Source organism: Actinomadura napierensis, assembly GCF_039529375.1.
Taxonomy (GTDB): domain Bacteria; phylum Actinomycetota; class Actinomycetes; order Streptosporangiales; family Streptosporangiaceae; genus Spirillospora; species Spirillospora napierensis.
This window is the reverse complement of sequence record NZ_BAAAMR010000025.1, coordinates 22,145-48,338: the sequence shown is the minus strand read 5'-3', so window position 1 is coordinate 48,338 and position 26,194 is coordinate 22,145. Positions and strand designations below refer to the sequence as shown.

General features: G+C 71.5%; 25 protein-coding genes, 1 tRNA gene and 1 pseudogene. 14 read left to right on the top strand and 13 right to left on the bottom strand.

The annotated features are described in order from the left end of the window. Positions 1 to 20 precede the first annotated feature (20 nt). On the top strand, positions 21 to 977 hold the full coding sequence (gene egtD, locus ABD296_RS16500; protein ID WP_344267395.1) for an L-histidine N(alpha)-methyltransferase: 957 nt from the start codon (positions 21 to 23) through the stop codon (positions 975 to 977). Between the two features lie 63 nt (positions 978 to 1,040). Here the strand turns inward: egtD and ABD296_RS16495 are convergent, their stop codons facing one another. Continuing rightward, positions 1,041 to 1,820, bottom strand: a complete 780-nt coding sequence (locus ABD296_RS16495; protein WP_344267393.1) for an SGNH/GDSL hydrolase family protein — start codon at positions 1,818 to 1,820, stop codon at positions 1,041 to 1,043. Positions 1,821 to 1,979: 159 nt separating this feature from the next. Between ABD296_RS16495 and ABD296_RS16490 the strand changes: the two genes are divergently transcribed. Both ABD296_RS16490 and ABD296_RS16485 read left to right on the top strand, forming a co-directional pair. Beyond that, positions 1,980 to 3,086, top strand: coding sequence for an acyltransferase family protein (locus ABD296_RS16490; protein WP_344267391.1), 1,107 nt, complete (start codon positions 1,980 to 1,982; stop codon positions 3,084 to 3,086). A 47-nt stretch (positions 3,087 to 3,133) separates the two neighbouring features. After that, positions 3,134 to 4,321: a hypothetical protein gene (locus ABD296_RS16485; protein WP_344267389.1), complete on the top strand. Its 1,188-nt coding sequence runs from the start codon at positions 3,134 to 3,136 to the stop codon at positions 4,319 to 4,321. 122 nt (positions 4,322 to 4,443) lie between these two features. On the opposite strand, the gene ABD296_RS16480 is transcribed toward ABD296_RS16485, so the two are convergent. Beyond that, complete coding sequence (locus ABD296_RS16480) at positions 4,444 to 4,974, bottom strand: cysteine dioxygenase (RefSeq protein WP_344267387.1); 531 nt, start codon at positions 4,972 to 4,974, stop codon at positions 4,444 to 4,446. Positions 4,975 to 5,171: 197 nt separating this feature from the next. On the opposite strand from ABD296_RS16480, the gene ABD296_RS16475 reads away from it, so the two are divergent. After that, positions 5,172 to 6,143 carry a LacI family DNA-binding transcriptional regulator gene (locus ABD296_RS16475; protein WP_344267385.1) on the top strand — a complete coding sequence of 324 codons (972 nt, stop codon included), beginning with the start codon at positions 5,172 to 5,174 and terminating at the stop codon, positions 6,141 to 6,143. Here ABD296_RS16475 and ABD296_RS16470 read toward each other — a convergent pair. Beyond that, positions 6,140 to 7,603, bottom strand: a complete 1,464-nt coding sequence (locus tag ABD296_RS16470) for an aromatic amino acid ammonia-lyase (RefSeq protein WP_344267384.1) — start codon at positions 7,601 to 7,603, stop codon at positions 6,140 to 6,142. The two genes, ABD296_RS16475 and ABD296_RS16470, sit on opposite strands and share 4 nt — an antisense overlap. A gap of 159 nt (positions 7,604 to 7,762) precedes the next feature. Between ABD296_RS16470 and ABD296_RS16465 the strand changes: the two genes are divergently transcribed. The 4 genes from ABD296_RS16465 to ABD296_RS16450 are packed head-to-tail and all read left to right on the top strand — an operon-like array spanning position 7,763 to position 11,240. Further along, complete coding sequence (locus ABD296_RS16465) at positions 7,763 to 8,956, top strand: ABC transporter ATP-binding protein (protein WP_344267382.1); 1,194 nt, start codon at positions 7,763 to 7,765, stop codon at positions 8,954 to 8,956. Next, positions 8,956 to 9,606, top strand: a complete 651-nt coding sequence (locus ABD296_RS16460) for an ABC transporter permease (RefSeq protein WP_344267380.1) — start codon at positions 8,956 to 8,958, stop codon at positions 9,604 to 9,606. The genes ABD296_RS16465 and ABD296_RS16460 overlap by 1 nt, the downstream gene beginning before the upstream one ends. Beyond that, positions 9,603 to 10,289: an ABC transporter permease gene (locus ABD296_RS16455; protein ID WP_344267378.1), complete on the top strand. Its 687-nt coding sequence runs from the start codon at positions 9,603 to 9,605 to the stop codon at positions 10,287 to 10,289. Before ABD296_RS16460 ends, ABD296_RS16455 begins: the two co-directional genes overlap by 4 nt. Positions 10,290 to 10,313: 24 nt before the next feature. Continuing rightward, a complete protein-coding gene (locus tag ABD296_RS16450) occupies positions 10,314 to 11,240 on the top strand; it encodes an ABC transporter substrate-binding protein (RefSeq protein WP_344267376.1) in 927 nt (308 codons plus the stop codon). 128 nt (positions 11,241 to 11,368) lie between these two features. Here ABD296_RS16450 and ABD296_RS16445 read toward each other — a convergent pair whose 3' ends face one another. Further along, a complete protein-coding gene (locus ABD296_RS16445; RefSeq protein ID WP_344267374.1) occupies positions 11,369 to 12,205 on the bottom strand; it encodes a TetR/AcrR family transcriptional regulator in 837 nt (278 codons plus the stop codon). Between the two features lie 225 nt (positions 12,206 to 12,430). On the opposite strand from ABD296_RS16445, the gene ABD296_RS16440 reads away from it, so the two are divergent. Then, a complete protein-coding gene (locus ABD296_RS16440; protein ID WP_344267372.1) occupies positions 12,431 to 13,723 on the top strand; it encodes an alpha/beta hydrolase family esterase in 1,293 nt (430 codons plus the stop codon). Between the two features lies 1 nt (position 13,724). On the opposite strand, the gene ABD296_RS16435 is transcribed toward ABD296_RS16440, so the two are convergent. Then, positions 13,725 to 14,360: a winged helix-turn-helix transcriptional regulator gene (locus tag ABD296_RS16435; RefSeq protein ID WP_344267370.1), complete on the bottom strand. Its 636-nt coding sequence runs from the start codon at positions 14,358 to 14,360 to the stop codon at positions 13,725 to 13,727. 65 nt (positions 14,361 to 14,425) lie between these two features. On the opposite strand from ABD296_RS16435, the gene ABD296_RS16430 reads away from it, so the two are divergent. Beyond that, positions 14,426 to 15,208 (top strand): SAM-dependent methyltransferase, encoded by a 783-nt coding sequence (locus tag ABD296_RS16430; RefSeq protein WP_344267369.1) that lies wholly within the window; start codon positions 14,426 to 14,428, stop codon positions 15,206 to 15,208. Here the strand turns inward: ABD296_RS16430 and ABD296_RS16425 are convergent. The 5 genes from ABD296_RS16425 to ABD296_RS16405 all read right to left on the bottom strand — a co-directional run bounded on the left by ABD296_RS16425 (position 15,195) and on the right by ABD296_RS16405 (position 18,254). Then, the gene (locus tag ABD296_RS16425) at positions 15,195 to 16,427 is read right to left on the bottom strand and encodes a glycosyltransferase (RefSeq protein ID WP_344267367.1); all 1,233 of its coding nucleotides are present in this window, start codon (positions 16,425 to 16,427) and stop codon (positions 15,195 to 15,197) included. The two genes, ABD296_RS16430 and ABD296_RS16425, sit on opposite strands and share 14 nt — an antisense overlap. Before the next feature lie 174 nt (positions 16,428 to 16,601). Further along, on the bottom strand, positions 16,602 to 16,787 hold the full coding sequence (locus tag ABD296_RS16420; RefSeq protein ID WP_344267365.1) for a DUF397 domain-containing protein: 186 nt from the start codon (positions 16,785 to 16,787) through the stop codon (positions 16,602 to 16,604). 101 nt (positions 16,788 to 16,888) lie between these two features. Next, the gene (locus ABD296_RS16415; protein WP_344267363.1) at positions 16,889 to 17,143 is read right to left on the bottom strand and encodes a DUF397 domain-containing protein; all 255 of its coding nucleotides are present in this window, start codon (positions 17,141 to 17,143) and stop codon (positions 16,889 to 16,891) included. Positions 17,144 to 17,184: 41 nt separating this feature from the next. Further along, positions 17,185 to 17,376 carry a DUF397 domain-containing protein gene (locus ABD296_RS16410; RefSeq protein ID WP_344267361.1) on the bottom strand — a complete coding sequence of 64 codons (192 nt, stop codon included), beginning with the start codon at positions 17,374 to 17,376 and terminating at the stop codon, positions 17,185 to 17,187. Further along, positions 17,373 to 18,254 carry a helix-turn-helix domain-containing protein gene (locus tag ABD296_RS16405; RefSeq protein WP_344267359.1) on the bottom strand — a complete coding sequence of 294 codons (882 nt, stop codon included), beginning with the start codon at positions 18,252 to 18,254 and terminating at the stop codon, positions 17,373 to 17,375. Before ABD296_RS16405 ends, ABD296_RS16410 begins: the two co-directional genes overlap by 4 nt. Positions 18,255 to 18,579: 325 nt before the next feature. On the opposite strand from ABD296_RS16405, the gene ABD296_RS16400 reads away from it, so the two are divergent. Both ABD296_RS16400 and ABD296_RS16395 read left to right on the top strand, forming a co-directional pair. Then, a complete protein-coding gene (locus tag ABD296_RS16400) occupies positions 18,580 to 19,044 on the top strand; it encodes an ATP-binding protein (RefSeq protein WP_344267357.1) in 465 nt (154 codons plus the stop codon). Positions 19,045 to 19,312: 268 nt separating this feature from the next. Next, the gene (locus tag ABD296_RS16395) at positions 19,313 to 20,953 is read left to right on the top strand and encodes an asparagine synthase-related protein (protein WP_344267355.1); all 1,641 of its coding nucleotides are present in this window, start codon (positions 19,313 to 19,315) and stop codon (positions 20,951 to 20,953) included. Here ABD296_RS16395 and ABD296_RS16390 read toward each other — a convergent pair. Beyond that, entirely contained in the window at positions 20,907 to 23,960 is a 3,054-nt protein-coding gene (locus ABD296_RS16390) for a hypothetical protein (protein WP_344267353.1), read from the bottom strand. The two genes, ABD296_RS16395 and ABD296_RS16390, sit on opposite strands and share 47 nt — an antisense overlap. A gap of 101 nt (positions 23,961 to 24,061) precedes the next feature. After that, positions 24,062 to 24,134: transfer RNA gene (locus ABD296_RS16385), tRNA-Leu, on the bottom strand. Positions 24,135 to 24,339: 205 nt separating this feature from the next. On the opposite strand from ABD296_RS16385, the pseudogene ABD296_RS50585 reads away from it, so the two are divergent. After that, a pseudogene (locus ABD296_RS50585) lies at positions 24,340 to 24,675 on the top strand (AfsR/SARP family transcriptional regulator); the annotation flags it as partial. Positions 24,676 to 25,091: 416 nt separating this feature from the next. After that, complete coding sequence (locus ABD296_RS16380; RefSeq protein ID WP_344267351.1) at positions 25,092 to 25,370, top strand: hypothetical protein; 279 nt, start codon at positions 25,092 to 25,094, stop codon at positions 25,368 to 25,370. 33 nt (positions 25,371 to 25,403) lie between these two features. Here ABD296_RS16380 and ABD296_RS16375 read toward each other — a convergent pair whose 3' ends face one another. Then, complete coding sequence (locus ABD296_RS16375; RefSeq protein WP_344267349.1) at positions 25,404 to 25,901, bottom strand: FBP domain-containing protein; 498 nt, start codon at positions 25,899 to 25,901, stop codon at positions 25,404 to 25,406. Between the last annotated feature and the right edge of the window lie 293 nt (positions 25,902 to 26,194).

Below are 26,194 nucleotides of genomic sequence, written 5' to 3'. Positions count from 1 at the left end.
ACCCGCTGTAGGAGGACCACGTGGACCGGTTCCTGACCGCCGACGACCTCGCCAAGACGCTCCGACAGGACGTCCGGGAGGGGCTCACCGGCACGCCGAAGACCCTGCCGCCCAAGTGGTTCTACGACGAGCGCGGCAGCGCGCTCTTCGAGGAGATCACCAAGCTGGAGGAGTACTACCCGACCCGCCGCGAGCGCGAGATCCTCACCGCCCGCGCCCCCGAGATCGCCGCGATCACCGGTGCCCGCACGCTGCTGGAGCTGGGCGCCGGGTCGGGGGAGAAGACCCGGCTGCTGCTCGACGCCCTGTCCGGGACGCTGCGCTCCTACGTCCCGGTGGACGTCAGCGGCGACTTCCTGGAGGAGGCGGCGGCCGGGATCGCCGCCGACCATCCCGGCCTCACCGTCCGGACGGTCGTCGCCGACTACGAGCAGCACCTGCACCTGCTGCCGGCCGGGGAGCGGCGGCTGATCGCCTTCCTCGGCGGGACGATCGGGAACATGCCGCCCGCCGCCCGCATCGGGTTCCTCGGCGGGCTGCGCGCCACCATGTCCGACGGCGACTTCCTGCTGCTCGGCGCCGACCTCGTCAAGGACACCGGACGGCTCGTCCGCGCCTACGACGACGCGGCCGGCGTCACCGCCGAGTTCAACAGGAACGTCCTGTACGTCATCAACCGGGAGCTGGACGCCGACTTCGTCCCGGACGCGTTCCAGCACGTCGCGGTCTGGAACGACACCGACGAGTGGATCGAGATGCGGCTGCGGTCCACCCGCGACCAGGACATCCGCGTCGGCGGCCTCGATCTGGAGGTCTCGTTCGCCGAAGGCGAGGAGATGCGCACCGAGATCTCCTCGAAGTTCCGCCGCGAGCGCCTCGCGTCCGAACTGGGCGCCGCCGGCATGGAACTGGCCGAGTTCTGGACCGACGAGTCCGGCGACTTCTCCCTCTCCCTCGCCCACCCCGCCGGAGCCTGAACCCACGTTCAGTTGCGGCGAGTCGTCGTTATGCGCGCCGCCATAACGACGACTCGCCGCAACTCAACGACGGGGGTGGGCGAGGCCGAGGCGCTTGACGTCGGCCGCGAGGCGGGTCGCCACGTAGCGGTGGCCCGCCTCGTCAGGGTGCGTCCCGTCCTTCTTGATGTACTGCGGCGCGTTGCCCCGGCGGGTCAGCCGGTTCCCGGTGATCCACCGCTCCGCGAGCGGGTCGACGAACGGGACCGCCATCTGCGTCGCCAGGTTCCGCAGCGCGTTGCGGACGGCCAGCTCGTTGGGCGGCGGGGTGTCGTTGCCCCACAACGGGCCCATCAGCACGACGTGCGTGCCGGGCCAGCGCTGCCTCGCCCGCTCGAGCAGCGCCCGCGCCGCGGCGGCGACGCGCGGCGCCGGCACCCGCCAGTCGTTGTGGCCGCCCGAGACGATCAGCATGTCGGGCGCGGGGCGCCAGCCGAGCTGGCTCTCGAACAGCTGCAGGAACGCCTGCCCGGCGACCGTCTTGACGAAGCCGGTCCCGGCGCGCCCCTTCACGATGACCTGCCAGCCCATCAGCCGCCCGGTCGCCGACGCGTAGGTGGACTCCGGCTGGACGCCCCGGTCGCCGACCGTGTAGCTGTCGCCGAGGAAGAACACCACCGACGGGCGGGCGGCCTTCCCCGGGCCCGCCTTGGCGGGGGCCTTCTGCGGGGCGGGACCGTCCGCCCTGGCCGTCCGGTGCCCGGTTCCGCTGACGCCGCCGCAGCCCGCCAGCAGGGGCAGGCCCAGCAGGCCGAGGCACAGCAGAAGGGTCGCCGCGCCGCGTCGGGCGCGGCGAGATGTCATGGAGGACCACCAATTGTTGGGGAAGATGCACGGGTATCTTACTGATCCCCTCCCTCCGCACGGGCCCGTCTGAGCGCAATCCCCCGCCTACACCCGCCGTTCACCGCGTCCTCACGCCGCGTCCGGTGCCGCGCAACCCGTCCCCGAAAGGGTTCCGCGGTGACCCGACACCCGCGGCTGCGCGAACTCGACCTGCTCCGCTTCCTGGCGGCGGCGGGGGTCGTCCTGTACCACTTCACCGGGTTCGGCGGGGCGGGGCCGTGGCCGGAGCACGCGCGCGAGGTGTTCCCCGCGCTCGGCGCGGTCACCCGGTACGGCTACCTCGGCGTGGACCTGTTCTTCGTCATCAGCGGGTTCGTGATCCTGATGAGCGCGTGGGGGCGCTCGCCGGGGGAGTTCGGCGTCTCCCGGCTGGTGCGGCTGATGCCCGCGTACTGGGCGAGCGTGCTGCTCGGCGCGGTCGTGTACGCGGTGTTCCGGCAGGGCCACGGCGTCCCGGGGCTGGTGGTGCCGAACCTGACGATGCTCCAGGGCGGGCTGGGCGTGGAGAACGTCGACGCCGTCTACTGGACGCTCTGGGTGGAGATGCACTTCTACGTGCTGGCGGCGGTGCTCGCCGGGATCGGGATCACCTACCGCTCCTGCCTGATCTTCATGGCGGCGTGGACGCTCGGCGGCGTCTTCGCCGACGAGGCCGGCAGCAACCTGCTCCAGATCATGCTGGTGCCGACGTGGAGCCCGTACTTCATCGCCGGGATGGCCCTTTTCATGATCCACCGGTTCGGGCCGACGCTGCTGCTGTGGGGCTTCGTCGCGGTCTCGTACCTGCTGGCGCTGCACTGGGGCACCTGGCGCGCCGGGACGGCCTTCAAGGGCTCGGACGACCGGGTCGTCGCGGTCGCCGTCACCGCGATCTTCCTGGTGATGATCCTCGTCGCGACGGGGCGGCTGGCGTGGGCGCGGTGGCGGGTGCTGACCGTCCTCGGGGCGCTGACGTACCCGCTGTACCTGGTCCATTCGCAGCTCGCGCTGCCCCTCCTGGACGCCGTGTACCCCGGGCTGAACCGGTGGGCGGCGCTCGCGGTCGTCATCGCGGCGTCGCTGGCGCTCGCGTACGCCGTGCACCGGCTGGTGGAACGGCCCGGCGCGGCATGGCTGCGGGCGCGGCTGCTGGCGTCCCTGGAGCCGATACGGGGCCGCAAGCCCGTCCCCGCCGACGACGTACCCGCCCCGCGCGCCCCCGAGCCGGAGCTGGTCTCCCGCTGACCGTCCGGCCCGGGACGGGCTTATGTTTGTCGGTCATGGCCATAGGGGTGGACGCCGCGGTCGTCCTGTCGACCGCCGTGAGCCTTGCATTCGTGCCGCGTCTGGTGCGGAACGGGAATGCAGGCGGAAGCGCGGGGCGTGTCTGGGCCCGTCCGGAAGTGTTCCTCGCGCTGGTGGTAGCGCTCGTCTACCTCAACCAGGTGCTTTTCACCGTGTACATATTGCGCGTGCACGGCGGGGACACGTCCTTCATAGCGCGGTACGTGCCCGAGGGATGGTTCGCTATGGCGGACGGGTCGTCCATGCGTTCTCTGGCCGCGCACTTCCCGCACCCCGGTCTGCTGGCGCCGTGCCTGCTGCGTGTGCCGGCGTCCCTTGAGCTGCCGTTCGGGTTGCTCTCCTTTGTGACGGTGTTGCGGTGGTTGGATCGCGGGCTTTACAGGCGCGTCGCCACGTCATGGATGCTGTGGGCGGCGTCCCTCTCCTACACGTTCTCCTTCTGCGCCGTGGAGTGGAATCTGCACACCCCTTACACGGTGGACGACATCGTCATCCGCGTGTGCACCGGCCTGGTGACGCCATTGCTCATCCAATGGCTCGCCCGGCAGGACACCGACGCGCCTACGGTTTCGTCGTTCCCACAGATGCTCCTGTTCGCCATATCGGTGTGGGCGCTAGGGCAACTGGTGCTGACCGTCTACGACACGGCCCTCCTCTACAACCTCGGGCATCTCGGTGGACGTCTGCCAGGCGCGACGGTCACGGCGGTGATTCTGGTGGCGGCCCGCTGGGGGGCCACCCGGCTGCCGCAGGGCGGTGGGTCCGGGCTCGCGTTGACGTCCATCGGCACCGGGCTGCGCTGGGCGCTCGCCCTCTTCTTCGTTCCGGCACTGGCCGTCCGGTACGGCGTGAACTTCGGGACGCCGATCGTCTCCGCCGTTGCGGGGCTCCTCATCTGCGCGGCGGGCGCGGTGTACGCGCTCCGGGAAGGGCTCTCCGGTGCCGGGACGCGCCGCACGGTGCTCTGGGCCGTCCAGATCGCCCTGGCGTTGCTCACCGGGGGAGCGGCCGGGGTCGCGGCCGTCCTGCTGGTGACCGACACCTATTACGAGGCCGGTGTGCTCCGTGCCGCCGCGCTCTGCTTCGCCGTCGCCGTCGCGGTGTGCGCGCTGACCGACCGGTGGATCGACCGCCGCCGCGCGGCGCCTCCGGAGACCGTCGCGCCGGGGGTGTGACGTTTTCGGGACCCGGCGCGCTGAGTGGTTTGTGAGTGGCCGTCCGATGTGAGCGGGCATCGGACGGCCGCCTTCCCTGGCGGGCCCGTCTCCCCCGGTCGGGCCCGCCAGGGGTACCAGGATCAGGCGGGCGCGTCCTGCGGGCGGAGCTCGTCGGCGTAGCCGACCGACAGGCGGCGCATCACGCCCGACTCGTCGATGGAGTACTGGCCCATCCGCCGCAACGGCGGCGAGTAGGCGTGGATGGACACGCTGGCGTCGGCCACCCCGGTGAGCCGGTGGATGTGGTCGGGGCCGAAGCAGAACGACCGTCCCTGGGTGACGACCGTGCGGACGTGCGCGCCGCCGATGCGGGGGTTGTTCTCCTCGACGGCGCCGCTGACGACGCGTACCGCGCCCGAGGACACGTCGTGGTCGTGCCACCCGGTGTCGTTGTCGGGCGTCCAGCACAGCAGCCACACGTCCACGTGGTCGTCCCGGTACAGCGAGGCGTAGTGCCGGCGCCCGTCCGGGAACTCGACGTGCTGCCGCCACAGCCCGGGGCGCTCCGCCAGGTCGTCCACCAGCGCGCGCAGCTCGCGCTTGTCGAGCGCGCGGCCGGGCAGGTCGGCGAAACCGGGGGCTTGGGACAGGACATCGACATCGTGCGGCACGGGTCGCTCCCTTCCTTTTCTTGACGGGTACGGGTGGCGCGGTGAGCAGGGGAGACGGCTACTGAACCGCATCAGTTAACCGTTTCAGTGAAGCGGTTCAGCAACCGACTCGTCAAGTGGGGTCCCCCGCCCTGTCAGTGGGGCCGTCTAACGTTGGAGGGATGTCGGAGAGGCGCAAACGCGCGACCATCCGTGAAGTGGCCCAGGCGACGGGGCTGTCGCCCGCCGCGGTCTCCTACGCGCTGCGCGGCATCCAGACCTCGGAGGAGACCCAGGAGCGGGTCCGCGCGGCGGCCGAGGAGCTCGGCTACGAGGCCCATCCCATCGCCCGCGCCCTCGCCAGCGGCCGCACCGACCAGGTCGGGCTGCTGTGCGGGTCGCTGGAGGACTACTGGCAGCAGTCCCTGGCGACCGGCATCGGCCGCGCGCTGCTCGCCCGCGACCGCTACGCGCTGATCGTCGACGCCGGCGGCGACCCCGAGCGCGAGCTGGCGCTCGCCCGCCGGCTGCGCGACCAGCGGGTGGACGGGCTGATCGTCCAGCCGCTCGACCCGGCCGCCCCCTTCTGGGCCGAGCTGTCGGAGACGGTCCCGGTGGTGTCGATCGGCGACGCCCTGCACGGCGGCCGGTCCCAGGGCGAGGTCGTGTTCGACAACCGGCGCGGCGTCACGCTCGCGCTGGAGCACCTGCGCGACCTCGGCCACCAGCGCGTCACCGTCTTCACCTCCACCGGCGCCAGCACCCCCGACCGCCCGGCCGACGTGCACGTCAACGCCGAGGCCGAGCGGCTCGGGCTGCGCGTCGACGTGGTCGTGGTGCCGCAGTCGCTCGCCGAGTCCACCGAGGTCGCGCGGCGGGTGCTCGCCGGCCCCGACCGCCCGACGGCGCTGTTCTGCTTCGCCGACTCCATCGCCTACGGCGTCTACGCCGCCACCCGCGAGCTGGGCCTGGACGTGCCCGGCGACATCGCGGTCTGCGGCTACGACGACCATCCGATGTCGGCGCTGCTCACGCCGCCGCTCACGTCCGTCGACTGGGACATCGACGGCATCGTGCACGCCGCCGTCCGGCTCGTCGTGGACGTCATCGACGGCAAGCCCCGCAAGCGCCGCGTGGTGCGCGAGCCGTCGCTGCGCGTCCGCACCTCCACCGGCGGCCCGCCCTCCTAGGGGTGCAGGCGGGCGAGCCGGGGCAGCAGGTCGGCGGCCACGGCGATGTCGGCGTCCAGCGGGCGGTCCTCCACGCGCGGGTCCAGGACGGTCTCGGCCAGGTCGAACGCCGACCGCAGCGGGCCGCCTGAGGGCGCGCGCCCCTGCATCCGCAGCGCCCGGACGGCGGCGACCAGCTCGCAGCCGAGGCCGAGCCGGTAGGCGGCCACGGCGTCGGTCGTCGCGCGCGCCGACTGGGTGGAGAAGCCCGCGTGCTCCTCGACGCCGCGCGACAGCACCGCGCTGCCGAGCGCGGCGGGGGTGGCGAGCCGGCGCACGTCGGCGAGGCAGGAGTGCGCCACGTACTCCAGGATCATGATCCCCGAGGACGCCTCGGTGGCGCCCTGGAACGGGTACAGGCCGGTGAACGACGGCTCGGCGAGCGTGCCGAGCCGCGCGGCGGCCAGCGCCATCGTCTGGAACAGCGCGGCGCGGGCGGCGTCGAGGGCGAGCCCGACGTAGGCGGTGTGGAAGTTGCCGTTGTGCCAGACGGTCCGCCCGGCGACGTCCACGAGCGGGTTCTCGGCCGCCGCGTTGATCTCCCGCGTGATCACCTGCTCGGCGTACCCGGCCGCCTCCAGCGCCGGGCCGTGGACCTGCGGGAACGCCCGGTACCCGTACGGGTCCTGGATGCGCATCGGGGCGAGCCGGTCGAAGGCGAGCAGGGTGCGCATGGCGCCGGCGGCCTCGCGCTGGCCGGGGTGCGGGCACGCGTCCTGGACGGGCGGCGCGTACGGCTCCTCCGACGCCCGGACGGCGAAGTGCGACAGAGCCGCCACCACCGTCGAGGCGCGCAGCGTCTCCCGCAGGTCGGCCACCGCGACCGCCGCCTCCCCGAGCGTGGCGGCGTTGGAGCTGATGAAGGCCAGCGCGTCGGCGGACTGCAGCCGGTACCGCGGGCCGCGCTCGGGCACCCCGTCCGGCCCGGCCAGCCAGGACCGCTCGCCGAGCAGGCACAGCGCCGTCGACGCCAGCGCGGTCAGGTCGCCGGTGCCGATCGCCCCGTACACCGGGACGGGCGGGAGAAGCCCCAGGTTGAGGACGTCCGCGAGCGCCTGGAGCGCTCCAGGCTCGACGCCCGAGCCGCCCGCCGCGATCTGGTTCAGCCGGACGGCCAGCATCGCGCGGACGATCTCCGGCGCGACCAGCGGCCCCGCCCCGGCCGCGTGGCTGCGCAGCAGCCGCAGCCCGTGCGCGTCGGCGTCCTCCCACTCCACGTCGACCACGCGGTTCGCGCCGACCCCGGTCGTCCGCCCGTAGACCGGCTGCGACCCGGCGACCTCGCGGGCCACCCGCCAGGCCGCGCGGGCGCGCTCCACCCCCTCGGGAGCTATGGCGACCATCACATCTTCGCGGGCCGCGAACACGACCTGAGCGCAGGTGAGCGAGGCGCCGTCGATAACGATTCGGCTGTTCTCCACGGGCCTACGCTACTTTCCCCAGATTTCAGATAGTTATCCTCAAGAACTGATGTTCCGGGCAAGGCGGGACTCTGACGGGACGGTACACATTGGTTACGGTTGGGGAGAAGGCCGGAGTCGATCATCGGCGTTGCGACGCCCAACGAGGACGTGAATCGTTTGATCACCTTTGAGGGCGTGACCAAGCGCTACCCGGACGGCACCGTCGCGCTCGACGACGTCAGCCTCGAGTGCCCCACGGGCCGGATCACCGTGTTCGTCGGCACCTCGGGCGGCGGCAAGACCACCGCGCTGCGCACCATCAACCGCATGGTCGAGCCCACCGCCGGGCGAGTGCTCATCGACGGCGGGGACGTCCGCGAGCGCAAGCCCGCCGAGCTGCGGCGCGGCATCGGCTACGTCATCCAGCACGCCGGGCTGTTCCCGCACCGCACCATCGAGGACAACATCGCGACCGTCCCGTACCTGCTGCGCTGGAACAAGAAGAAGGCCCGCGCCACCGCGCACGAGCTGATGGAGCGGGTCGGCCTCGACCCGTCGATGGCGAGCCGGTACCCGTTCCAGCTGTCGGGCGGGCAGCAGCAGCGCGTCGGCGTGGCCCGCGCGCTCGCCGCCGACCCGCCGATCATGCTGATGGACGAGCCGTTCAGCGCCGTCGACCCCGTCGTGCGCGCCGAGCTGCAGGACGAGTTCCTGCGCCTGCAGGCCGAGCTGCACAAGACCATCGTGTTCGTCACCCACGACATCGACGAGGCGATCAAGCTCGGCGACCACGTCGCGGTGTTCCAGACGGGCGGGAAGCTCGTCCAGTTCGACGCCCCGCAGGACCTCCTCGCCCACCCCGCCGACGGCTTCGTCGCCGGGTTCATCGGCCACGACCGCGGCATCCGCCGGCTGTCGTTCGTCCCCGCGTCCGGCGCGCCGCTGAGCGAGCGCGGCGTCCTGGCCGCCGACACGCCCGTCGAGCGCGCGCGCGAGGCCGACGACGGCTGGGTCCTGGTCGTCGACGGCGACCGCCGCCCGCTGGGCTGGGCCGCGACCGGCGTGCTGCCCGCGACCGGCGCCGTCGGCGACGCGACGCTCGCGCCGATCGGGCACACCTTCGCCGTCGAGAGCGACTCCGTCCGGGCCGCGCTCGACGCCGCGATCCTGTCCCCGTCCGGCCGCGCCGTCGGCGTGGACGGCGACGGCCGCCTCGTCGGCGTCGCCGACCAGCACGACCTGACCGCCGCCATCGCCACCTCCGGCGCGGACGTCGCGCCGGAGCCGTCCGACGCCGCCGGGCAGGACGCCGCCGGGCAGGACGCCGCCGGGCAGGTCGACGCGCCCGTGAAGGGCGGTGCCGGCGACTGATGGACATCGACTGGGGCTGGATCGGCGAGCACACCGGCTCGCTCGGCGACCACGCCCTCATCCACATCCGGCTGGCGCTGCTGCCGGTGCTGTTCGGGCTGCTCATCTCGCTGCCCGCCGGGGTCGCCTGCCGCCGCTGGCGGTGGCTGTACGCGCCCGTCCTGACCGTGTCGAACGTGCTGTACGCGATCCCGTCGCTGGCCCTGTTCATGCTGTTCATCCAGTACACCGGGCTGAGCGCGTCCACGGTGATGATCCCGCTGACCCTCTACAGCCTGTCGGTGCTGATCCCGAACGTGGTGGACGGCCTCGGCTCGGTCTCCGAACCGGTCCGGCAGGCCGCCACCGCGATGGGGTTCGGCCCGTTCCGCCGCCTCGTCCAGGTCGAGCTGCCGATCGCGGTGCCCGTCGTCATCGCCGGCGTCCGGGTCGCCGCGGTGTCCTCGATCAGCCTCGTCGCGATCGGCCAGCTGATCGGCCAGGGCGGGCTCGGCTACGACATCATCCGCGGTTCCCAGCTGCAGTTCCAGACCCAGATCCTCGCCGCGTCGGTGCTGATCGTCCTGCTGGCGCTCGCCACGGACGCGGTCCTGGTCATCGTCCAGCGGCTGCTCACCCCCTGGGCGCGGGCGCGCAGGAGGGCATCGTGAACGACGTGTGGAACCAGATCCACCTGTGCTGGACGTGGCTGACCGCGTCCGCGCAGTGGCACGGCGAGGACGGCATCCCGCACCGGCTGCTCCAGCACGTGATCTACAGCGGCGTGTCGCTGGCCTGCGCCGCCGTGATCGGGCTGGCCCTGGGCCTGCTCATCGGGCACACCGGGCGCGGCGGCTTCGCCGTGGTCAGCATCGCCAACCTGGCCCGCGCGATCCCCACGTTCGGCCTGGTGGTGTACGTCGTCCTCGTCCACTACAGCATCACGGCCGCGCTGATCGCGCTCGTCGCGCTGGCCGTCCCGCCGATCCTCGTCAACACCTACGAGGGCCTGCTCGGCGTCGACGCCGACGCCAAGGACGCCGCCCGCGGCATGGGCATGACGGGCTGGGGCGTGCTGTGGCGCGCCGAGGTGCCGATGGCGCTGCCGCTGATCCTGCTCGGGCTGCGCACGTCCGCGATCCAGGTGGTGGCGACCGCCACCATCGTCGCCTATCCGGGCTTCGGGGGCCTCGGCCGCTACATCATCGACGGCCTGGCCCGCAACGACTACCAGCTGGTCATCGGAGGGACCGTGCTGGTGGTGCTGCTCGCACTGATCGTCCAGGTCGTCTTCGCGGCGCTGCGCCGCCTCGTCGTCTCGCCGGGCCTGCTCGGCACCGCCCGTTCCTCCTGACCCTTTCAACGAAGGAAACCGACCATGAAGCACATCATCCGTGGCGCGGCCGTCGGCCTCGCGGCCGCCCTGACGCTGTCGGCCTGCGGCGGTGGAGGCGACGACAACGACAAGAACCCCCTGTCCGGCGGCGGCGCCTCCAAGGGCACCATCACCGTCGGCGGCGCCAACTTCCCCGAGAGCGGCCTGATCGGCGAGGTCTACGCGCAGGCGCTGGAGGCCAAGGGCCTCAAGGTGGCCCGCAAGTTCAACATCGGCGCCCGCGAGATCTACTACGACCAGGTCGTCAAGGGCGGCATCGGGGTGATGCCGGAGTACAACGGCGCGCTGCTGACCACCTCGGTCGACAAGACCAGCACCGCGGCCACCACCGACGAGGTCAACGCCGCCCTCAAGGCGAAGCTGCCCGCGTCGGTGGAGGTCCTGAACTCCGCGCAGGCCGAGGACAAGGACTCGGTCACCGTCAACCCGCAGACGGCGTCCAAGTACAAGCTGAAGAGCATCGCCGACCTCAAGCCGGTCGCGAACCAGCTCACCATCGCCGGTCCGTCGGAGTTCAAGACCCGCCAGCAGGGCCTCGTCGGCCTGAAGAAGGTGTACGGCCTGGACTTCAAGAAGTTCCAGCCGTTCGACGCCGGCGCCCAGGCCACCCTGGTCAAGCTGCTCACCGAGGACAAGGTGCAGGCCGCCGACCTGTTCACCACCGACCCGACCATCGTGCAGAAGAAGCTCGTCGTCCTGGAGGACCCGCAGCACGTCTTCAGCGCGCAGAACGTGACGCCGCTGGTCAACAAGTCCGCGGTGAACCCGACCGCGGTGGCGGCGCTGAACGCCGTCTCCGCCAAGCTCACCACCCAGGACCTCCTGGACATGATGAAGCGCATCGCCATCGACAAGGACGACCAGGAGAAGGTCGCCAAGGACTGGCTCACCAAGTCCGGCCTCGCCTGACGCCCCGCCCTTCCGGAAGCCCGCCGCCCCGCCGCGGCGGGCTTCCGCGCGTCGGCGGCGGCTCAAACGTGATGCTTGTCAGGAGTCAAAGGCTCTTCTTTGGGGACACTCTGCGCCGACACGACCAACTAGGAGGCCCCCCGATGCCCTGGCTCATGATCCTCGTCCTGCTCCTCGCGCTGCTCCTGTTCGGGATCGGCTTCACCCTGAAGGTCCTGTGGATCGTCGCGGCCGTCGTCCTGATCGTGTGGCTGCTGGGCTTCGTCGCCCGCAGCTCCGGGCCGTCCGGCCGCCGCGGCCGCTGGTACCGCTGGTGACCCAGGACCGCACAACGCCCGTTCCGCCACGTCGGCCAGATGCGCGGCGACGGCGTCGGCGGGCAGGGACCGGCCGGTGAACAGCGCGTCGAAGGCGTCGAAGCCGGTGAGCAGCCACAACGTGTGACCGGCCTGCTCGGCGGTGACGCCGTCCCGCAGCGCCCCCGCCTCGTGGAGGCGCCGGGCCAGGCCGTCCATGCCGTGCGCGCGGCCGTCCTCCAGAAGGCGGACGGCCGCGCCTACGGCCTCGGCGTCCAGGTGCGCCATTGAGTACAGCGCGCGCAGCACGTCGCGATGCGCCGCGTACATGCGGGCGCTGAGGACGATCCCGTCGCGCATGCCCTGCCGGGCGTCCGGCTGCACGAAGGCCTGCCTCATCCCGGCGAACCCGCCGCGATCGAGCAGGTCCATCCCCAGCGCGACGAACAGGCCCGTGCGCGACCCGAAGACGGTGTAGATCGTCGAGCGCGCGACCCGCGCCAGCCTGGCGACCCCGTCCAGGCTCACCGGCTCGGCCGGCGCCTCGACCAGCAGCCGCCGCACGGCGTCGCCTCGGCGTGGGACGCGTCCGCTCTCGGCCTGCGCGTCGTCGTGATCGCGGACGCGGACGCCGCGCGCTGCGATCGGGAGCACAATGCCGCGCTGCATACCGTCTGCCGCTCCTTCGGCGATGTCCGTCCTGGCTTCGACGTCCTCGCCGTGATCGACGGGTTCTAGGGGGTTTTGTCAGCGGGCGCGCAATTGGAGGGGTGCGCAGTGTCTGTTTTGTGAGCAGCGGCGGCGGGCGGGTGTACCTAGGCTCTGCCAGGACGGCCGGGGCCTGGACCCCGGGATTCGCCGCGGCGCTGGGGGACGCCCGCAGGAAGGACGGCCATGAGCCCGCACTCCCTCACCTCCCGCCGACGACGGCGCCTGGCCGCCGGGGTGGCGCTGACCTGCGCCGCACTGGCGTTACCGGCGGTCACGTCGCCGCCGTCCGCGCATGCCGACGCGCTGAGTCCCGACCGGATCACCGTCACCGTGGACGGCGCGCCCGCCTACCGGCTCGACGGCGACCTGCGCTCCGGCGGGATCACCGTCACCGAGGCCACGCCCGACTACAACACCAACAAGGTGCAGGGGCAGGGGACATTGAGCGGGGCGAGCGGCGGGACGGCGACCGTCCGGTTCGGGCTGTCGCGGACCCTCGCGGGTCTGTCGGGGACGTTCAGCCTCGATGACGCCGGAGTGCAGATCTCCGCGACCGTCATCAGCGGCGTGCAGACGCCCTCGGACGGCACGGTCACCTGGCAGGGGCAGGGGACCGTGAAGCTCGACGGAAAGACAAGCACCCGGACGGTCGGCTTCACCGTCCAGGACCGTCATCCCGACCCAGGCGACCACGCGATCCACCTCGTCCACGCCGGGCAGACGCGGGTGGCGATCCTCCGGCTGCCCGACGGCTACGACGGCACGCCCCTCCCGGCCCTGTTCCACTTCCCGGGCCTGTTCGAGACGCCGCTGTTCGCCGAGTTCTACGGGCGCATGGCCGACTACGCCAAGACCCGCGGCTTCATCATGATCACCCCGGAGCACTACGGCACCGGATGGCAGGGCGTCTCCGGCGGCCAGCCGGGTGCCGACGTCGACGACCCGGGGTTCGTGTCCGCGCTCCAGGACGTCCTGGTCAAGCGCTTCAACGCCGACCCGCGCCGGCTCTACGCCTCCGGCATGAGCAACGGCGGATTCTTCACCAGCAAGCTGGCCTGCGAGAACAAGCGGTTCGCCGCCTACGCGCCGGTATCGGGCCAGCTCGAGGACCAGGCCGCCTGCCACCCCGGCCGCGCCGTGCCCATCCTGATGATCCACGGTGACGCCGACCCGATCGTCCCGTACTCCACCGCGACGGCCGCCGCCCCCTTCTGGGCCCGCAACAACGGCTGCGCGGCCACGACGACCGACACCGACCTGCCCGACACGCACACCGACGACGGCACCACCGTCACCAGGCACGACTACAACGGCTGCCCCGCCGGCGCCCCGGTGATCCTCTACCAGATCAAGGGCGGCGGCCATAACTGGCCCGGCGGCACGCCGTACCTGGGGCCGCTGCTCGGCGGCACCACCAAGGACATCGACGCCAACGCCGTCATCTGGGACTTCGTCTCCCGCTTCCGCCTCAGCTGAATCAGCCGACGGGCCGCAGACGGGCGAGCACGTCTGCGGCCCGTCCCCGGGTCGTCAACCCGATCCCGGTGGCGGCGTCGATGCCGATCACGCCGGTGAGCAGGCCCAGGACGGCGCGGGCCGGGCCCTCCAGGACGAGATCGGGATCGGCGGCGCGCCCGGCGCGGGCGCGGACCTCCCCTCCGCCGATCTCGATCACGGCCTCCTCGCCGGACGCGATGAGCTGGACGACCGCCGGCGGGGCATCGGGGTCGGCGTCGGTGGCGAACCAGGCGGGAGCGTAGGCGAGCCAGCGCGCCTGGAACGCGTCGTCCGGACGTTCGGCGTCCATGAACCGAAGCCCCCACAGTCCGAGCGCCTTCAACACCGGCTCCAGCGCCAGACCGTCGTCGGTCAGGGCGTAGAGGACGGTCGCGACGGGCGGAGGCGCGTCCTCGCGGCTGATCAGCCCGGCGTCCTCCAGCTCCTTCAGGCGGGTCGACAGGAGGTTGGTCGCGACGCCGGGCAGCCCGTTCTTCAGATCCGTGAACCGGCACGGGCCCCGCAGGAGCAGCTCCCGGACGATCAGCAGCGTCCAGCGGTCGCCCACGACGTCGAGGGCCCGGGCGATCGAGCAGTACTGGCCATAGCTTCGCACCCGCCGAGCCTAACGCCGTGCGGTTTACTATAGAAACCAGTGAGTTGAAAAATTAAACTGGCCCGATGACCTACGAAGAGACCGGTGTCGGCCGGACGATCGACCGGCTCCTGCGCGAGCATCCCGGCCTCGACTCCGACGGTGCGCTGGACGACCTCGACCAGTTCCACATCGGCGGCGCCGACGCCGTCGACCTGCTCATCGAGAGCCTCGCCCTCGCCGCGGGGGACGCCGTCCTGGACGTCGGCTCGGGATTCGGCGGCCCGGCCAGGCAGATCGCCCGCCGCACCGGCAACCACGTCACCGGCATCGACATCACCCCCGCCTACGTCAGCGCCGCCCGCGACCTGACCGCCGGATCCGGAGTGCGCGACCTCGTCCGGTTCCGGGTCGGGGACATCGCCGCGTTCCACCCCGACCCTCCGTTCCAGGCCGCGATCACCATGCACGTCCAGATGAACGTCGAGGACAAGGCGGCCTGGTTCGCGCACATCGCCCGCTGCCTCGCGCCCGGTGCGCGCCTGGCCGTCTGGGAGGTGTGCGGCCCGGGCCAGGCCGGCCTGCCCTGGCCGATGCCGTGGTCGCTCGACGGCACCGACAGCTTCGTCGTCACCGCCGACGCGCTTCACGCATCGATCGGGCAGGCCGGCTTCACCACCACCGAATGGACCAACGAAACGGCCTGGGTCCGGAGCTGGATCGCCCGGACGTTCGCCGACGGCCTCCCCGACGGCCCGGTGCTGCCGATGCTCCTGGACGACGGCTACACCCGCGTCATCAACTACGCCACCGCACTCACCGACGGCCCCCTCGAGATCTGGCGAGGATCCTTCGTCAGAGCCGGCTGAGCGCTCCCGTCCCGGCGGCCTCGACCAGGCGCTTCGCGGCCACCATCGCCCCGTCTGTGGGGATCGTGCGGGCCAGGGCCTGCGCTCGTTCCCGGGTCTCCGGCGTCAGGGCCGTCCTGAGCGCGTCTGACAGTGACTCGAAGGTCGGGGTCGGACCGTTGTGCGCCGCGCCGATGCCCAGCTCGGCCACCCGCGCGGCCCAGTACGGCTGGTCCGCGATCCGGGGCACCACGACCTGCGGCGCGCCGGCCCGGGCAGCCGTCCCCGTGGTGCCGGCGCCGCCGTGGTGCACGACGGCCGCGACCCGGGGGAACAGGGCCTGCTGGTTGACCTCGCCGACGGCGAAGCAGTCGTCCCCGTCGTCGATCGGGGCCAGACCGGCCCAGCCGCGGGCCAGGACCACGCGGCGGCCCTGCGCCCGGCACGCCTCGACGGCGACCCGGGCGATGCCCTCAGGGGCGTGCGCGGCCATGCTGCCGAAACCCACGTACACCGGTGGTTCTCCGGCGTCCAGGAACGCCTCCAGCCCGGCCGGGAGCGGGCGCTCGTCGGGAAGGATCCACGCCCCGGTCTGGACGAGGTCGAAGTCCGTCATGCCCTGGGACGGGCACAGGGCCGTGTCCGCCGCCAGCCACGGCCGTCCGGCGAAGACATGGTCGCGGACGTCGTCCACCGGCGGCAGGCCGATCGCGGCCCGATGGCTGTTGAGCGGCCCGCCGTACAGCGCGTTCACCCTCTGGGCGTCCGCCTTCCACAGCACCCGGTTGTCGGTCTCGCCTTCCGGCAGCGGTTTGCCCGGCCGCGACCCGGGCGGGAAGTGCCGCGACGGTAGGCCGAAGATATGGAAGCAGGCGAACACGTAATGGAGACCGAGTTTCTCGGCCACGTCCCGCGCGCCTGCCGGCATCAGGCCGGTCGCCAGCAGCGCGTCACATCCCTCGGCCGCCGCGGAGAGCGTCTCGAACCGCGCCGCGACCAGCTCCGGAGCGAGCCGGAAGGCGTCCTTCGCCGACGGCGGCTTCGGACCGGCCACCACCGAGCGCACCGTGGGGCCCAGCGGCACCAGCGGCACACCGGCACGCGCCAGCAGGTCCGCGAACTCCTCGTCCGGCGGCGCGCACACCCGGACCTCCACGCCGAGTTCCCGCAACCGCATCGCGAGCCCCGCCAAAGGCTCGACGTCCCCGCGCGACCCCCACGTCGACAGCACAACACGCATATCGCTGATCCCCCGTTCACACAGCTCCGGTCTCGGCCGCCAATGGTGAGCCATCCCCCGGGTCTTGCCGCAAGCCCCCAGGCGCGCTATAACCTGAAAGTGGCAGGGAGCAGGTTCTCCCTGCCCCTGCTTTTTCAGCCCCCGGCCGACGGAGTGCAGCGGCCCGGGGCACACCTAGGAGCGGACGCCCCGAAGGAAGGCACCCCACTCCCGCGCGGTGAACTCAAGAATCGGCCCCGCGCCGCGTCCCTTGCTATCCCGCACCCCGACCAAGCCCTCAGCTGAGCGCCCTACCTCAACGCAATCGCCGTCGGGCGTGCTGCGGCTTGATTTGCGCCAACGCGTGTATCGAGTGGTCATGTCTTCGATACTCACGCGCTGGCCCGAGGAAGTCTCGGTAGAAGGCCACATTGGATGGCACGGCCGAGCCCGTGTCACGCGGGCCCGGCCGCGGTGGCTGGTTACACCGTGGTGGAGCGGATGGTCTTGAGGAAGGCGGTCCACTCGCGGGCGGTGAAGTCGAGGATGGGACCCGCGCTGTGTTGCTTGCTGTCGCGCACGCCGATCGTCCCAGAGACAGAGCGGGAGATCTCGAGACAGGCCCCGTTGGCCTCGCTGTAGCTCGACTTGTGCCAATGAACGTACCGTTCAATCATGGAGCCATCCTGACGCTTCATGGTGATGCGGACGCGGTCGAAGATCGCGCCGGCTGACAAGGCCGGGCTCTTTGTTGTGCGGGCTCGACCGTGGTGGCCGGCTATGCCTTGGAGCGGACGGCCTGGAGGAAGGCGGTCCACTCGCGGGCGGTGAAGTCGAGGATGGGCCCTGCGCCGTGTTGCTTGCTGTCGCGCACGCCGATCGTCCCGGAGGCAGAGGGAGAGATCTCGAGGCAGTTCCCGTTGGCCTCGCTGTAGCTCGACTTACGCCAGGTGGGGTACCGCGTTGTCATGGAAGAGGTCCGATTCTGTTCTCAAGGGCGTCGGCCGCATCGGTCAGCAGGCCGAGACTGGCGGCGCCGGAGAGAGCAGCCTGCCGTAGATGCTCATACCGTTGGTTATACCTCATCACCTCGTCATGTTCGATGTGCACGATGTCCGTGCTGACAGTGTCCACGACCGTCATTGGAGGGTCATCGGGGTCCGGGAAGGTGTAGAGGGAGAAGGCTGACAGGGGAAGTAGACGGCCTGTGAAGTCGGCTTCCAAGGGAAGGATCAGCACCGTGACGCGGGGATGCCCGAGCATGGTTTCGATCAAGTACCGGAGTTGCCCCAACATCACTCGCGGAGGGGCGGTCGGACGGCGTATGACGACTTCATCGAGGATGGCTTCGTAGTGCGGGCCGTCCTTTCCCAGGGCGTGCTCTTGGCGGCGTAGCCGGGCGTCCAGCATGCGTTCGGGGACGAAGTCGATCTTCCCCTCGCTCTCCGCCAGCTTGATCATCAGACGAATGAACTCGGGGCTTTGCAGAGTCCCGGGGAACGTGAACTGGTTGTACTCGCGGACGGTGGCGGCGCCCGATTCGATGTCGGCGTACAGGCGCTGCCTGGAGCCCATGGCGTCCCCATAGGCGTCCCACCAGCCGCGCGCGGTGGCCTCGCGAGCGATGCCGAAGATCTCGTCGCTCTTCTCACGGGTGGTGCCGAGCGCGTTGAGGATGTTCGAGACGTCGCCGAGGTCGGGGCGGCAGCGGGCGTTCTCCAGTTTGGAGATCGTCGTGCGGGAGCGGAAGATCAGTTTGGAGAGCTCGTCGGCGGTGATGCCGCGCTGCTCTCGAAGGGTCCGCAGTTCGGTGGCGAGGCGCTGCCGGCGGACGAAGGGACTGGTCACCGGTGACCTCCGTGATCGAGCCGGTGAGGCTGGGGGCGAACGCTGGCCGAGGTTCCGTGTGTTGACTCTGTGTTATCACGTGAATGCCGAGCGTGTCCTCGATTGCGAGCCCCTCGAACGTCGTCCGGCGGATGGTCACGTGCCGATGGTGAACGTGCACATCCGTGCACGTTCACGCTCTTGCGCGTTGTGTTTCGGGGGCGTCCGTCTCGCGGACGCACCTTCGGCGGGGTGGCGGCTCGGATGGGGGAAGTGGTGGGCGGGGGGCTGCGGGGGTTTCGAGGATGGGGGTGTTCGTGACGGGTCGTTTCTTGTGAGGTGATCGATGTTGCTCGCCGTTTCCGTTCCGGTGGAGCCGGAGGCGCCGATGTACTGGCGGCGGGAATTCCGGGGCAGGACCGATCAGGTCCGGTATGTCCGGGCATTCGCGGCGCATCTGCTGGCCGATTTCCCCGGGCTGGACGACGTTCTTCTCGTGCTGGACGAGCTGGCCGTCAACGCCGTCCGGCACACGCGGTCGGGGCGGGCCGGCGGACGGTTCGCCGTGGAGATCAGCATGGACGTGGCCGGGGTCATCGTCTACGTGGCCGACCAGGGTGGGCCGGGGGAGCCGCGGCTGCGGACCATCACCGAGCTCGCCGAGGGCGGGCGGGGGCTGCTCACCGTGGAGGCGCTGACCGCCACGTGGTCGTGGACGGGGGACGCCCGGGGGCGGACCCTTCGTGCCACCTTTCCGGCTAACGGCTGGCTGAATCGCGGCATTCCGGAGGAAGAAACTGACGCTCCGTAAATGCGGAATTTATTATACCTGTGGCCGCTTTCGGTCATTGCAAGGGTGCTGGGCGGGAGGCTTTGCGCAGGCGGTACCGGGACCGGGTTTCCGGATGCCTTTATTTCACCGGTGATTAACCTGGGCGTGCTGGGGTCGGTGCTTCGTCCCCAATGGAGTGGAGCGCGTAGTGCGCGTCTATCTTTTGCTCGTCTCGCGCGAAGCGCGCGAGCCTGTTCCACCGGTCGCTCTGCGGGCGGCGCGGCGTGCGGTGCGCGAGGCGTTCCCAGTGCCGCAGGACGTGATCGCAGCGGTCGAGTGGACGGCGCCGGACGGGCAGGTCGCGATGTTCGGCTGGTCGAACGAGCCGGAGCACGAGTTGCTCCCCGAGACCGTCGTGCAGGGGGCGGGGCACCGGCTCGGATACTGCGGCTACCTGGCGGAGCCGAAGCGGGACAGTGACCTCCTGCTCACCGAGCCCGACCTCGGTGCGGCCGTGTCGGGGCTGGGCGGCGTCTTCTCGGTGTTCAGAGCGGGGGAGGACGGCATCGAGGCCGCGACGTCGATGGCCCGGGTGTGTCCCGTCTACCACGCAGAGTCCCGTGGCGTGAGGGTCGTGGGCAGCCGGGCGTTGCTGGTCCATCTTGCGGCGCGGGCGGTGGAGACCGGGGTGGAGGACCCGGAGGTCGATATCCTGGTGGAGACGCTGCAACCGCTGATCCGGCATGGGTTCTTCGCCAACGACGACACTCCATTTCGCGGGGTGCGCGCGTTGCCGGCGGGTGCGGTGCTGCGGGCGCCGCTCGGTGCGCGGACGACCGTCCGGCAGCAGCCCATGCCGGAGGCGCAGAAGACGCCCGGGCGCGCGAAGGACCAGCGGAGGCTGATCGGGCCGCTCGCCGAGGCGCTGGTGGACGCGGCCGCGCCGCTGGGGCGGCATCCCGAACCGGTGGCGCTGGCGCTTTCCGGCGGACGGGACAGCCGGCTGATGGCGGCGGTGCTGAAGGCCGCCGGAGTTCCGTTCACCGGCGCCACCCATGGGTTCGCCGATGATCCGGACGTCGTCCTCGTCCGGCGGGTGTCGGAAGTGCTCGGGATCGAGCACCACGTGGACCTGACCGTCCCCGAAGGGCACAAGGAGTCGGTGACCGTCCAGCACCCTTTTGCGCGGACGCACGACATCGTCCGGATGTGCGAGGGGATGAATTCGGCGTACGAGAGCGTCAACAGGTACCGGCCCTTCGATCCGGTGCCGAGGACGTCCGGGTCCGGTGGCGAGACGTTGCGCGGCGGCTTTCTGTACGACCAGGACGACGTCAGTGCGGGTGGCCTCCGCAAACGCGTCCGGCTCATCTTCTTCGCCGCGGAGCGGCTGATGACCGGGGAGGCGAATGCCAGGGCCGCCGAAGAGCACCGGCAATGGGCCGAAGGCGACGGGTTCGACGTCCTCGACAAGCTGTACCTGTACTACCGCACCGGCCGGTGGATCGTCGGATCGCACACCGCCACGCTCATGAACGCGCCCTATTACCACCCGTTCTTCGACAACAGGGTGGTGCGGGAGGCGCTCGGTCTCGCGCCGGAATGGCGGCGCAGCGAATATCCCTTCTACCTGCTGATCCGGGAACTCGCGCCGGGGCTGGCGGACGTCCTTCGACGACGGCTTCCGCGACCTCCTGCGGGACCAGATCATGGACGGTCCCGCAGAGCTGTTCGCCATCCTCGACCGGGACGCGGCCGCGGACGCGCTGAGCGACGCGCCGAAGCGGTGGGCGAAGCAGCTCTGGCACATCCACACCGTGAGCGTCCTGCTGTCGGGGGCGTGGCGGCGGCCCCTGCCGGAGCTTCCGCCGGTGGTGATCCCGATCCCAGGCTGAAAGGCGTCACGCCGGGGCACGCCGTCGCCGCCCGGTCAGGAGGGCGCCGATGACGACGAGGACCAGGCCGCAGCCGGCGGCGATCACCGGGAGGTCCGTCGGGATGCCCAGATACGTGGTGATTCCGAGGATGCGCGACAGGCCCCAGGGGAGCAGCGCCATCTGGTCATTCCAGATCGTGAGCGCGCGCTCCAGACCGATGGCCGCGATCAGACCGCCGAGCACGGCCAGGGGCGCGCCGGCGCTGATCAGCGTCACGCCCGTCGCGCGCCGCCGGGACAGGGCGTCCCGCGAGGTGAGGAGCGCGACCGCGAGCACCCAGAGGAACGCCGCGAACGCGACGGTGATGTAGAACGAGCGCAGCGCGGGTGCGGTCCAGAAGTCGTACCAGTAACGGCCCGGGCCGCGTCCTACCAGCGCGAGCAGAAGGATCATGGTGCGCAGCAGCGCGGCGCCGCCGACAGCGGCGCTCAGCGCGAAACGGTCGCGGCCGCGCGTGAGCCACCGCAGCGCGGCGGCGAACACCACCCAGGCGCCGAGGGTGAGGACGAGATGCGCCGGCGCCGCGAACCAGGTGAAGACGGCCCGGCTGAGGACGAGCATGGCGGCGGGCAGGAGCCAGACCAGCGTCCGGTCGACCCGTCCCGCCGGGGCGACCGTGCCGGCCCGCCACGGTCGCGTCATTCCCAGCCAAAGGGCCCGCAGTGCCGCCGAACCGGGCGCGCCGCGCAGCAATCGTTGCCCCGGGGACGTGCCCAGCGCACCGGCGACCACCAAAGCGAGCAGCAATCCCCGGGCCAGCCATGCCATTGCGATGTCGCGGTCCGCGCGGTGCATGCCGATGTTCGCCGCGGTGAAGTTGTACGCCGGTAGCGCGACGTAGCCGCCGTACCGCCGCTGGTGCGCATGGGCGTCCTCACGGAATTGCTTCTCGGCCGCCTTCCATTGGGACTTCGCCTTGGCCGAACCGGTGTCGAGCCATTGGACGTGCCGCAGCGTCATGGCGCGATACGAGGAGAGCGTGGTGAACAGGTCCACCTCGTAGTCCATCGTGTCGGCGAACTGCTGCCGCAGCCGGGGATCACGCCAGGACGATGCGGGCGTCGCGTCGATGAGCGCCCGCATCCTGCGCGCCAGCGCCACCGCGTCCCGGCCCTCGGCGATCGCCTCGCCGATCCGCGGCTTGGCGACCCGGTAGATCGTGTCGAGCGCCGCGGAGTCCCCGGTGACGATGTCCCACTCGAAGATCCACATCATCGGCGGCGGTTCCAGCCCGAGGGCCCTGACCCGGTGGCCGGCGTAGGGCCCGATGTAGAGGCCGTCCGTCACCATCCGCCGCGACGACGCCATGACCTGCGCGATCGCCGACACGGTCGCGGGATCGGCGGAGAACGTCCGCCGGATCCAGTCGCGCGTGACCGCCGCCGTGTCGACGTCCGGGTCCCAGGCGAGCCGCGCGGTCAGGTAGACGTTGACGTCCCACATCTGCCAGAACCCGGCGCGGAGGTAGAGGGTCATCGGGCCCGCGCGCAGCGGGCCGCCGTCCTGCGTCCAGTCCCAGACGCCGACGATGTTCGGGTTCGCGGCGAGCAGCGTCCGCAGGGCCCGCTGTTCGAGGTCGCCGAGGTCGTTCGGCAGTGCCCCGAACCCTTCGAATTCGCGCCGGGCTTGGAATTCCACGATGCGTCGCTGCCGCCCGGTCGAAAGCGTCGTGTTGAGAGGGAGTTCGCTGTAGAAGTCGCCGAGGCTGTATTTGGTCGAGACGATCAGATGGCGGTCGTCGATGCCGTCCAGCACTTGGTGATAGGACGCGGGATCGGTGTGCATGTCGCCGACCGCGCCGACCCCGACGCTCCACGTGCGGAAGATCAGGTCGCGGTCGTCGGCGTCCGCCTGGGCGAGCAGTGCGGTGAGCATCGCGCGCACCTGCGGGACGGTCGTCACCTTGATCTCGGAGTGATAGTCCCAGCCGGGGAGCTTGTAGTCGCCGCCGCCCTCGCCGATCCGCACCATCACCCCGTCCGCGTACGGCAGGGCCGTGAACAGTTCGTGCAGCCCGGCGCGGTAGACCGACCACAACCTGGGGCTGGAGGTGTCGATATCGCCGAGGTAGCGCTTCAACGGCGGAGAGAGCGCCAGCATGTCGGTCTGGAAGAACACTTTCATGCCCATGTCGTGGGCGTACTGCCAGATCGGCCCGAAAACCGAGCGCATCGCCCGCGCCCGAGCGATATGCGGATCGCCCGCGCGGTAAACGGCGTGGCCGTCGCCCACGCCGTCGAAGGTGATGTATTCCAGGAAACCCGGTACGACGACGCCGTTGTACCCGTACGCCAACGCGTGGTCCACGAACTGGCGGAACTGCGCCCCGATGCGTCCGGCGGCTGCGGCGTCCACCCAGGGTGCGTGCCCCAACAGAGCCGGGCCGACCGCATCGGTGTTCAGCCCGTAGTCGGTGCCCTTCGCGAACGCGGCGCGATCGGCCTCCAGGCCCACCGATCCGTGGTCGGTCAGCCGCAGCGGCAGTCGCGGTACGACGACCCGGCCATTCTCGGCCGCGGGCAGCACGGCCGTGCCGGAACGGATCCGGTCGGCGACCGCGTACAGGCCGTTGGCCGCTCCGGCGACGTCCGCCGCGTCCAGCGCGTACCCGGCACCGCGGCTCCGCAGCCGGAATGCCTCGTCAGCACCCTTGGGGAGCGAGCGGGTCAGGCGCACGTCCAGCACCGCGCCACCGGCCGCTTCCTCCTCGACGCGGGGTTTCGGGCGCCCACGTCCCTCCAGCGCCGACGCCACAGACTCTGCGGCGAGCAGCATCCGCCTGCGTTCGAGCGCGGTGCCCGACGCCGGCAGCGACACGGCGTCCAGCTCCGGCGCCGCGACCAGGCCGGCCTCCGGCGCGGCCCGCATCGCCTCCGCCGGCACCGCCGCGGGGACCGACTCCAGCCCCAGCGCGCCGTTCACACCCGCCGCGACCAGCACGCCCGCGACGAGCACGACCAGCGCCGCGACCGCGAAGGGCCACCGTCGCGTCCGCGCGCCACCACCCTCGTCCGGCACGGCGCAATCGTAGATCAATCCGGCGCGGTCCTTCTCCGCTCCGCCATTGTCGCCGGAAAGCGATCGGGTCGCGTCTTCCCGGGCGTTGTGGCGAGCCGGTGTGCCTCCGGTCGGATTCGAACCGACACTTCGACTCTTTTAAGGAGTTGGCCTCTACCGTTGGGCTACGGAGGCGGGCGGTGATGTCACGCACCGGAGCGAGAGCCGGCCGGACGAGTCCGGGCGGATCAAGCCGCCCCGGCCGAATGGCTGCGTCGCGTGATCGCGCAATGGCCGGCCGTGGCCGGAGCGCGCTTTCCCGGGATTCCTCGTTCGAGCATGGAAACCACAATGCCCTAGAACGCGCTTAGCTTCCGTATATTTTCTGAATAAGGTAAAAGTGCACACGGGGGGCCGGCTCGGGGCGCGGGCGAATGCCGGGCTCCGCCGTCGCCGGTCGAGCAGGGGGCCGCTAAGGGAGTTCCGGGTGCTGGGCCCGCTGGAGGTCGTCGCGCATGGCCGGCGGTTGCACCTGGGAGGCCCCCGGCAGCAGGCCGTCCTGAGCGCGCTCCTGCTCGAAGCGAACCAGGTGGTGCCGGTCGACCGCCTGGTCGACGCGGTGTGGTGGGGAACCCCGCCGTCCTCGGCGACGGCCAACGTCCGCGGGTACATCGCCGGGCTCCGCCGCGTCCTGCGCAGGACGGGGCGGCCGTCGGAGCGGCTCGTCACCCGCGCGCCCGGCTACCTGCTCCGCCTGCTACTCATGGAACGGTACGCCGACACCTGCGTGGTGCGCGGCCGTCTCGCCGACGAGCTGGGCATCGACCCCGGCGTGCGGCTGCGGCGCCTCGCGCAGCGGATCCTGAACGCCGATCCCGGCCTGGACGGCACCGTCCCGGGCGCCCGGGGCGGGCAAGACCCGCCTGGCCGTCCGCGCGGCGCACCAGATCGCGCGCCGGGGGCGGTTTCGGTGAGATCCGGCTCTTCGCCGACCTGCACGCGGCGGACCCGCGGCACCGTCCCGCCGACCCGGCCGACGTCCTGGAGACGTTCCTGCGGCTGCTCGGGGTCCCCGCCGGGGCCGTCCCGCATGGGACGGAGGGCCGGGCCGCGCTCTTCCGCGCCCGCCTGCACGGGCGGCGGGCGCTGCTCGTGCTGGACGACGTCGCCGACGAGGAGCAGGTGCGGCCGCCGGAAGCCCTCGACCTGCTCAGGAAGGTCGTCGGCGCGGACCGGGTCGACGCCGATCCGGACGCCGCCGCGCGGATCGCCGCGCGCTGCGGCGGGAGGAGGAAACGGCCGAACGCGCGGCCGCGGCGGGCCGCGCCGTCACCTAATCCGTGCGCGGCGCCGAACGGCGGCCCGACGCCGACCTGCGCCGGCGCCCCGGGACGGGCTGACCTCGCGGGGCGTTCGGACCCGGTCGCCTGACGAACTGCAGGCGGGCCTTGCCAGGACCGCGGCTCAGGCGGTCACCTTGTCGAGGAAGGCGTGGAGATTGCCCTGAGTGCGGGTGATCTTCTCCGCGAGGGTGAGCGACTCGTCGAGGTCCCCGCCCACCGCCGCCTGCTTCTTGCCGCGCAGGTAGAGCGGGCAGGCGAGGTCGGCGCAGAAGTACTGCCCGACCGTGTTGCCCTGGCGCCCGGCATCGCCCGTCCGCCGCGCCGTCATCAGGGCGACGCCGCCGCTGGAGTGCGTCGTCAGGCACAGCGAGCACATGCTGCGCGAGGTGAAGCCGCGGGACGTGCCGGGCGACCCGCGCAGCGCGATCCCGACGAGGCGGTCCTCACGCTCGGCGACCAGGTACGCCCGCCCGGCCGCCCCCGGATCCCGCCAGCCGAGGAAGTCGAGATCGTCCCAGGGGCGGTCGGTGAGGTCGCGGGGGAGGCCGAGCCGCTTGGCCTCTCCCTTGGAGCAGTTGACGAAGGACGTGCGGATGTCCCGTTCGGTCAGGGGTCTCATGCCCGCGACGCTAGTTTCCCTAGAGCCATTAGGCAAATAGTTAATCATCCTAGGATGGGCCTTCGTGGCCCGGGCGGTCGCGCCGGGACGAACGGGCGGTCCGGCGGGGTTAAGATTGTGAGGCTGGCTAACAATCCTCGCGGGGGCGGCGCCACGGACGCGGTACGGGCGCGCGGAGGCATGACGTCGGGGCCGTGCGGCCCGGCATTGGAACGCTCCCGGCAGGCGGGGGCGATGGGGAGGAAAGCGAACTGCTGCCGGACGACGCGCGGCCGAGGGGCCTGGGGCTCCTG

Bases quoted from the DNA above. Each gene is read 5' to 3' on its own strand.
- ABD296_RS16445 (WP_344267374.1), bottom strand. From the start codon at position 12,205: ATGCAGCGCGGCATTGTGCTCCCGATCGCAGCGCGCGGCGTCCGCGTC.
- ABD296_RS16420 (WP_344267365.1), bottom strand. From the start codon at position 16,787: ATGACCACTCGATACACGCGTTGGCGCAAATCAAGCCGCAGCACGCCC.
- ABD296_RS16495 (WP_344267393.1), bottom strand. From the start codon at position 1,820: ATGACATCTCGCCGCGCCCGACGCGGCGCGGCGACCCTTCTGCTGTGC.
- ABD296_RS16440 (WP_344267372.1), top strand. From the start codon at position 12,431: ATGAGCCCGCACTCCCTCACCTCCCGCCGACGACGGCGCCTGGCCGCC.
- ABD296_RS16410 (WP_344267361.1), bottom strand. From the start codon at position 17,376: ATGACAACGCGGTACCCCACCTGGCGTAAGTCGAGCTACAGCGAGGCC.
- ABD296_RS16400 (WP_344267357.1), top strand. From the start codon at position 18,580: ATGTTGCTCGCCGTTTCCGTTCCGGTGGAGCCGGAGGCGCCGATGTAC.
- ABD296_RS16450 (WP_344267376.1), top strand. From the start codon at position 10,314: ATGAAGCACATCATCCGTGGCGCGGCCGTCGGCCTCGCGGCCGCCCTG.
- ABD296_RS16425 (WP_344267367.1), bottom strand. From the start codon at position 16,427: ATGCGTGTTGTGCTGTCGACGTGGGGGTCGCGCGGGGACGTCGAGCCT.
- ABD296_RS16430 (WP_344267369.1), top strand. From the start codon at position 14,426: ATGACCTACGAAGAGACCGGTGTCGGCCGGACGATCGACCGGCTCCTG.
- ABD296_RS16375 (WP_344267349.1), bottom strand. From the start codon at position 25,901: ATGAGACCCCTGACCGAACGGGACATCCGCACGTCCTTCGTCAACTGC.
- ABD296_RS16460 (WP_344267380.1), top strand. From the start codon at position 8,956: ATGGACATCGACTGGGGCTGGATCGGCGAGCACACCGGCTCGCTCGGC.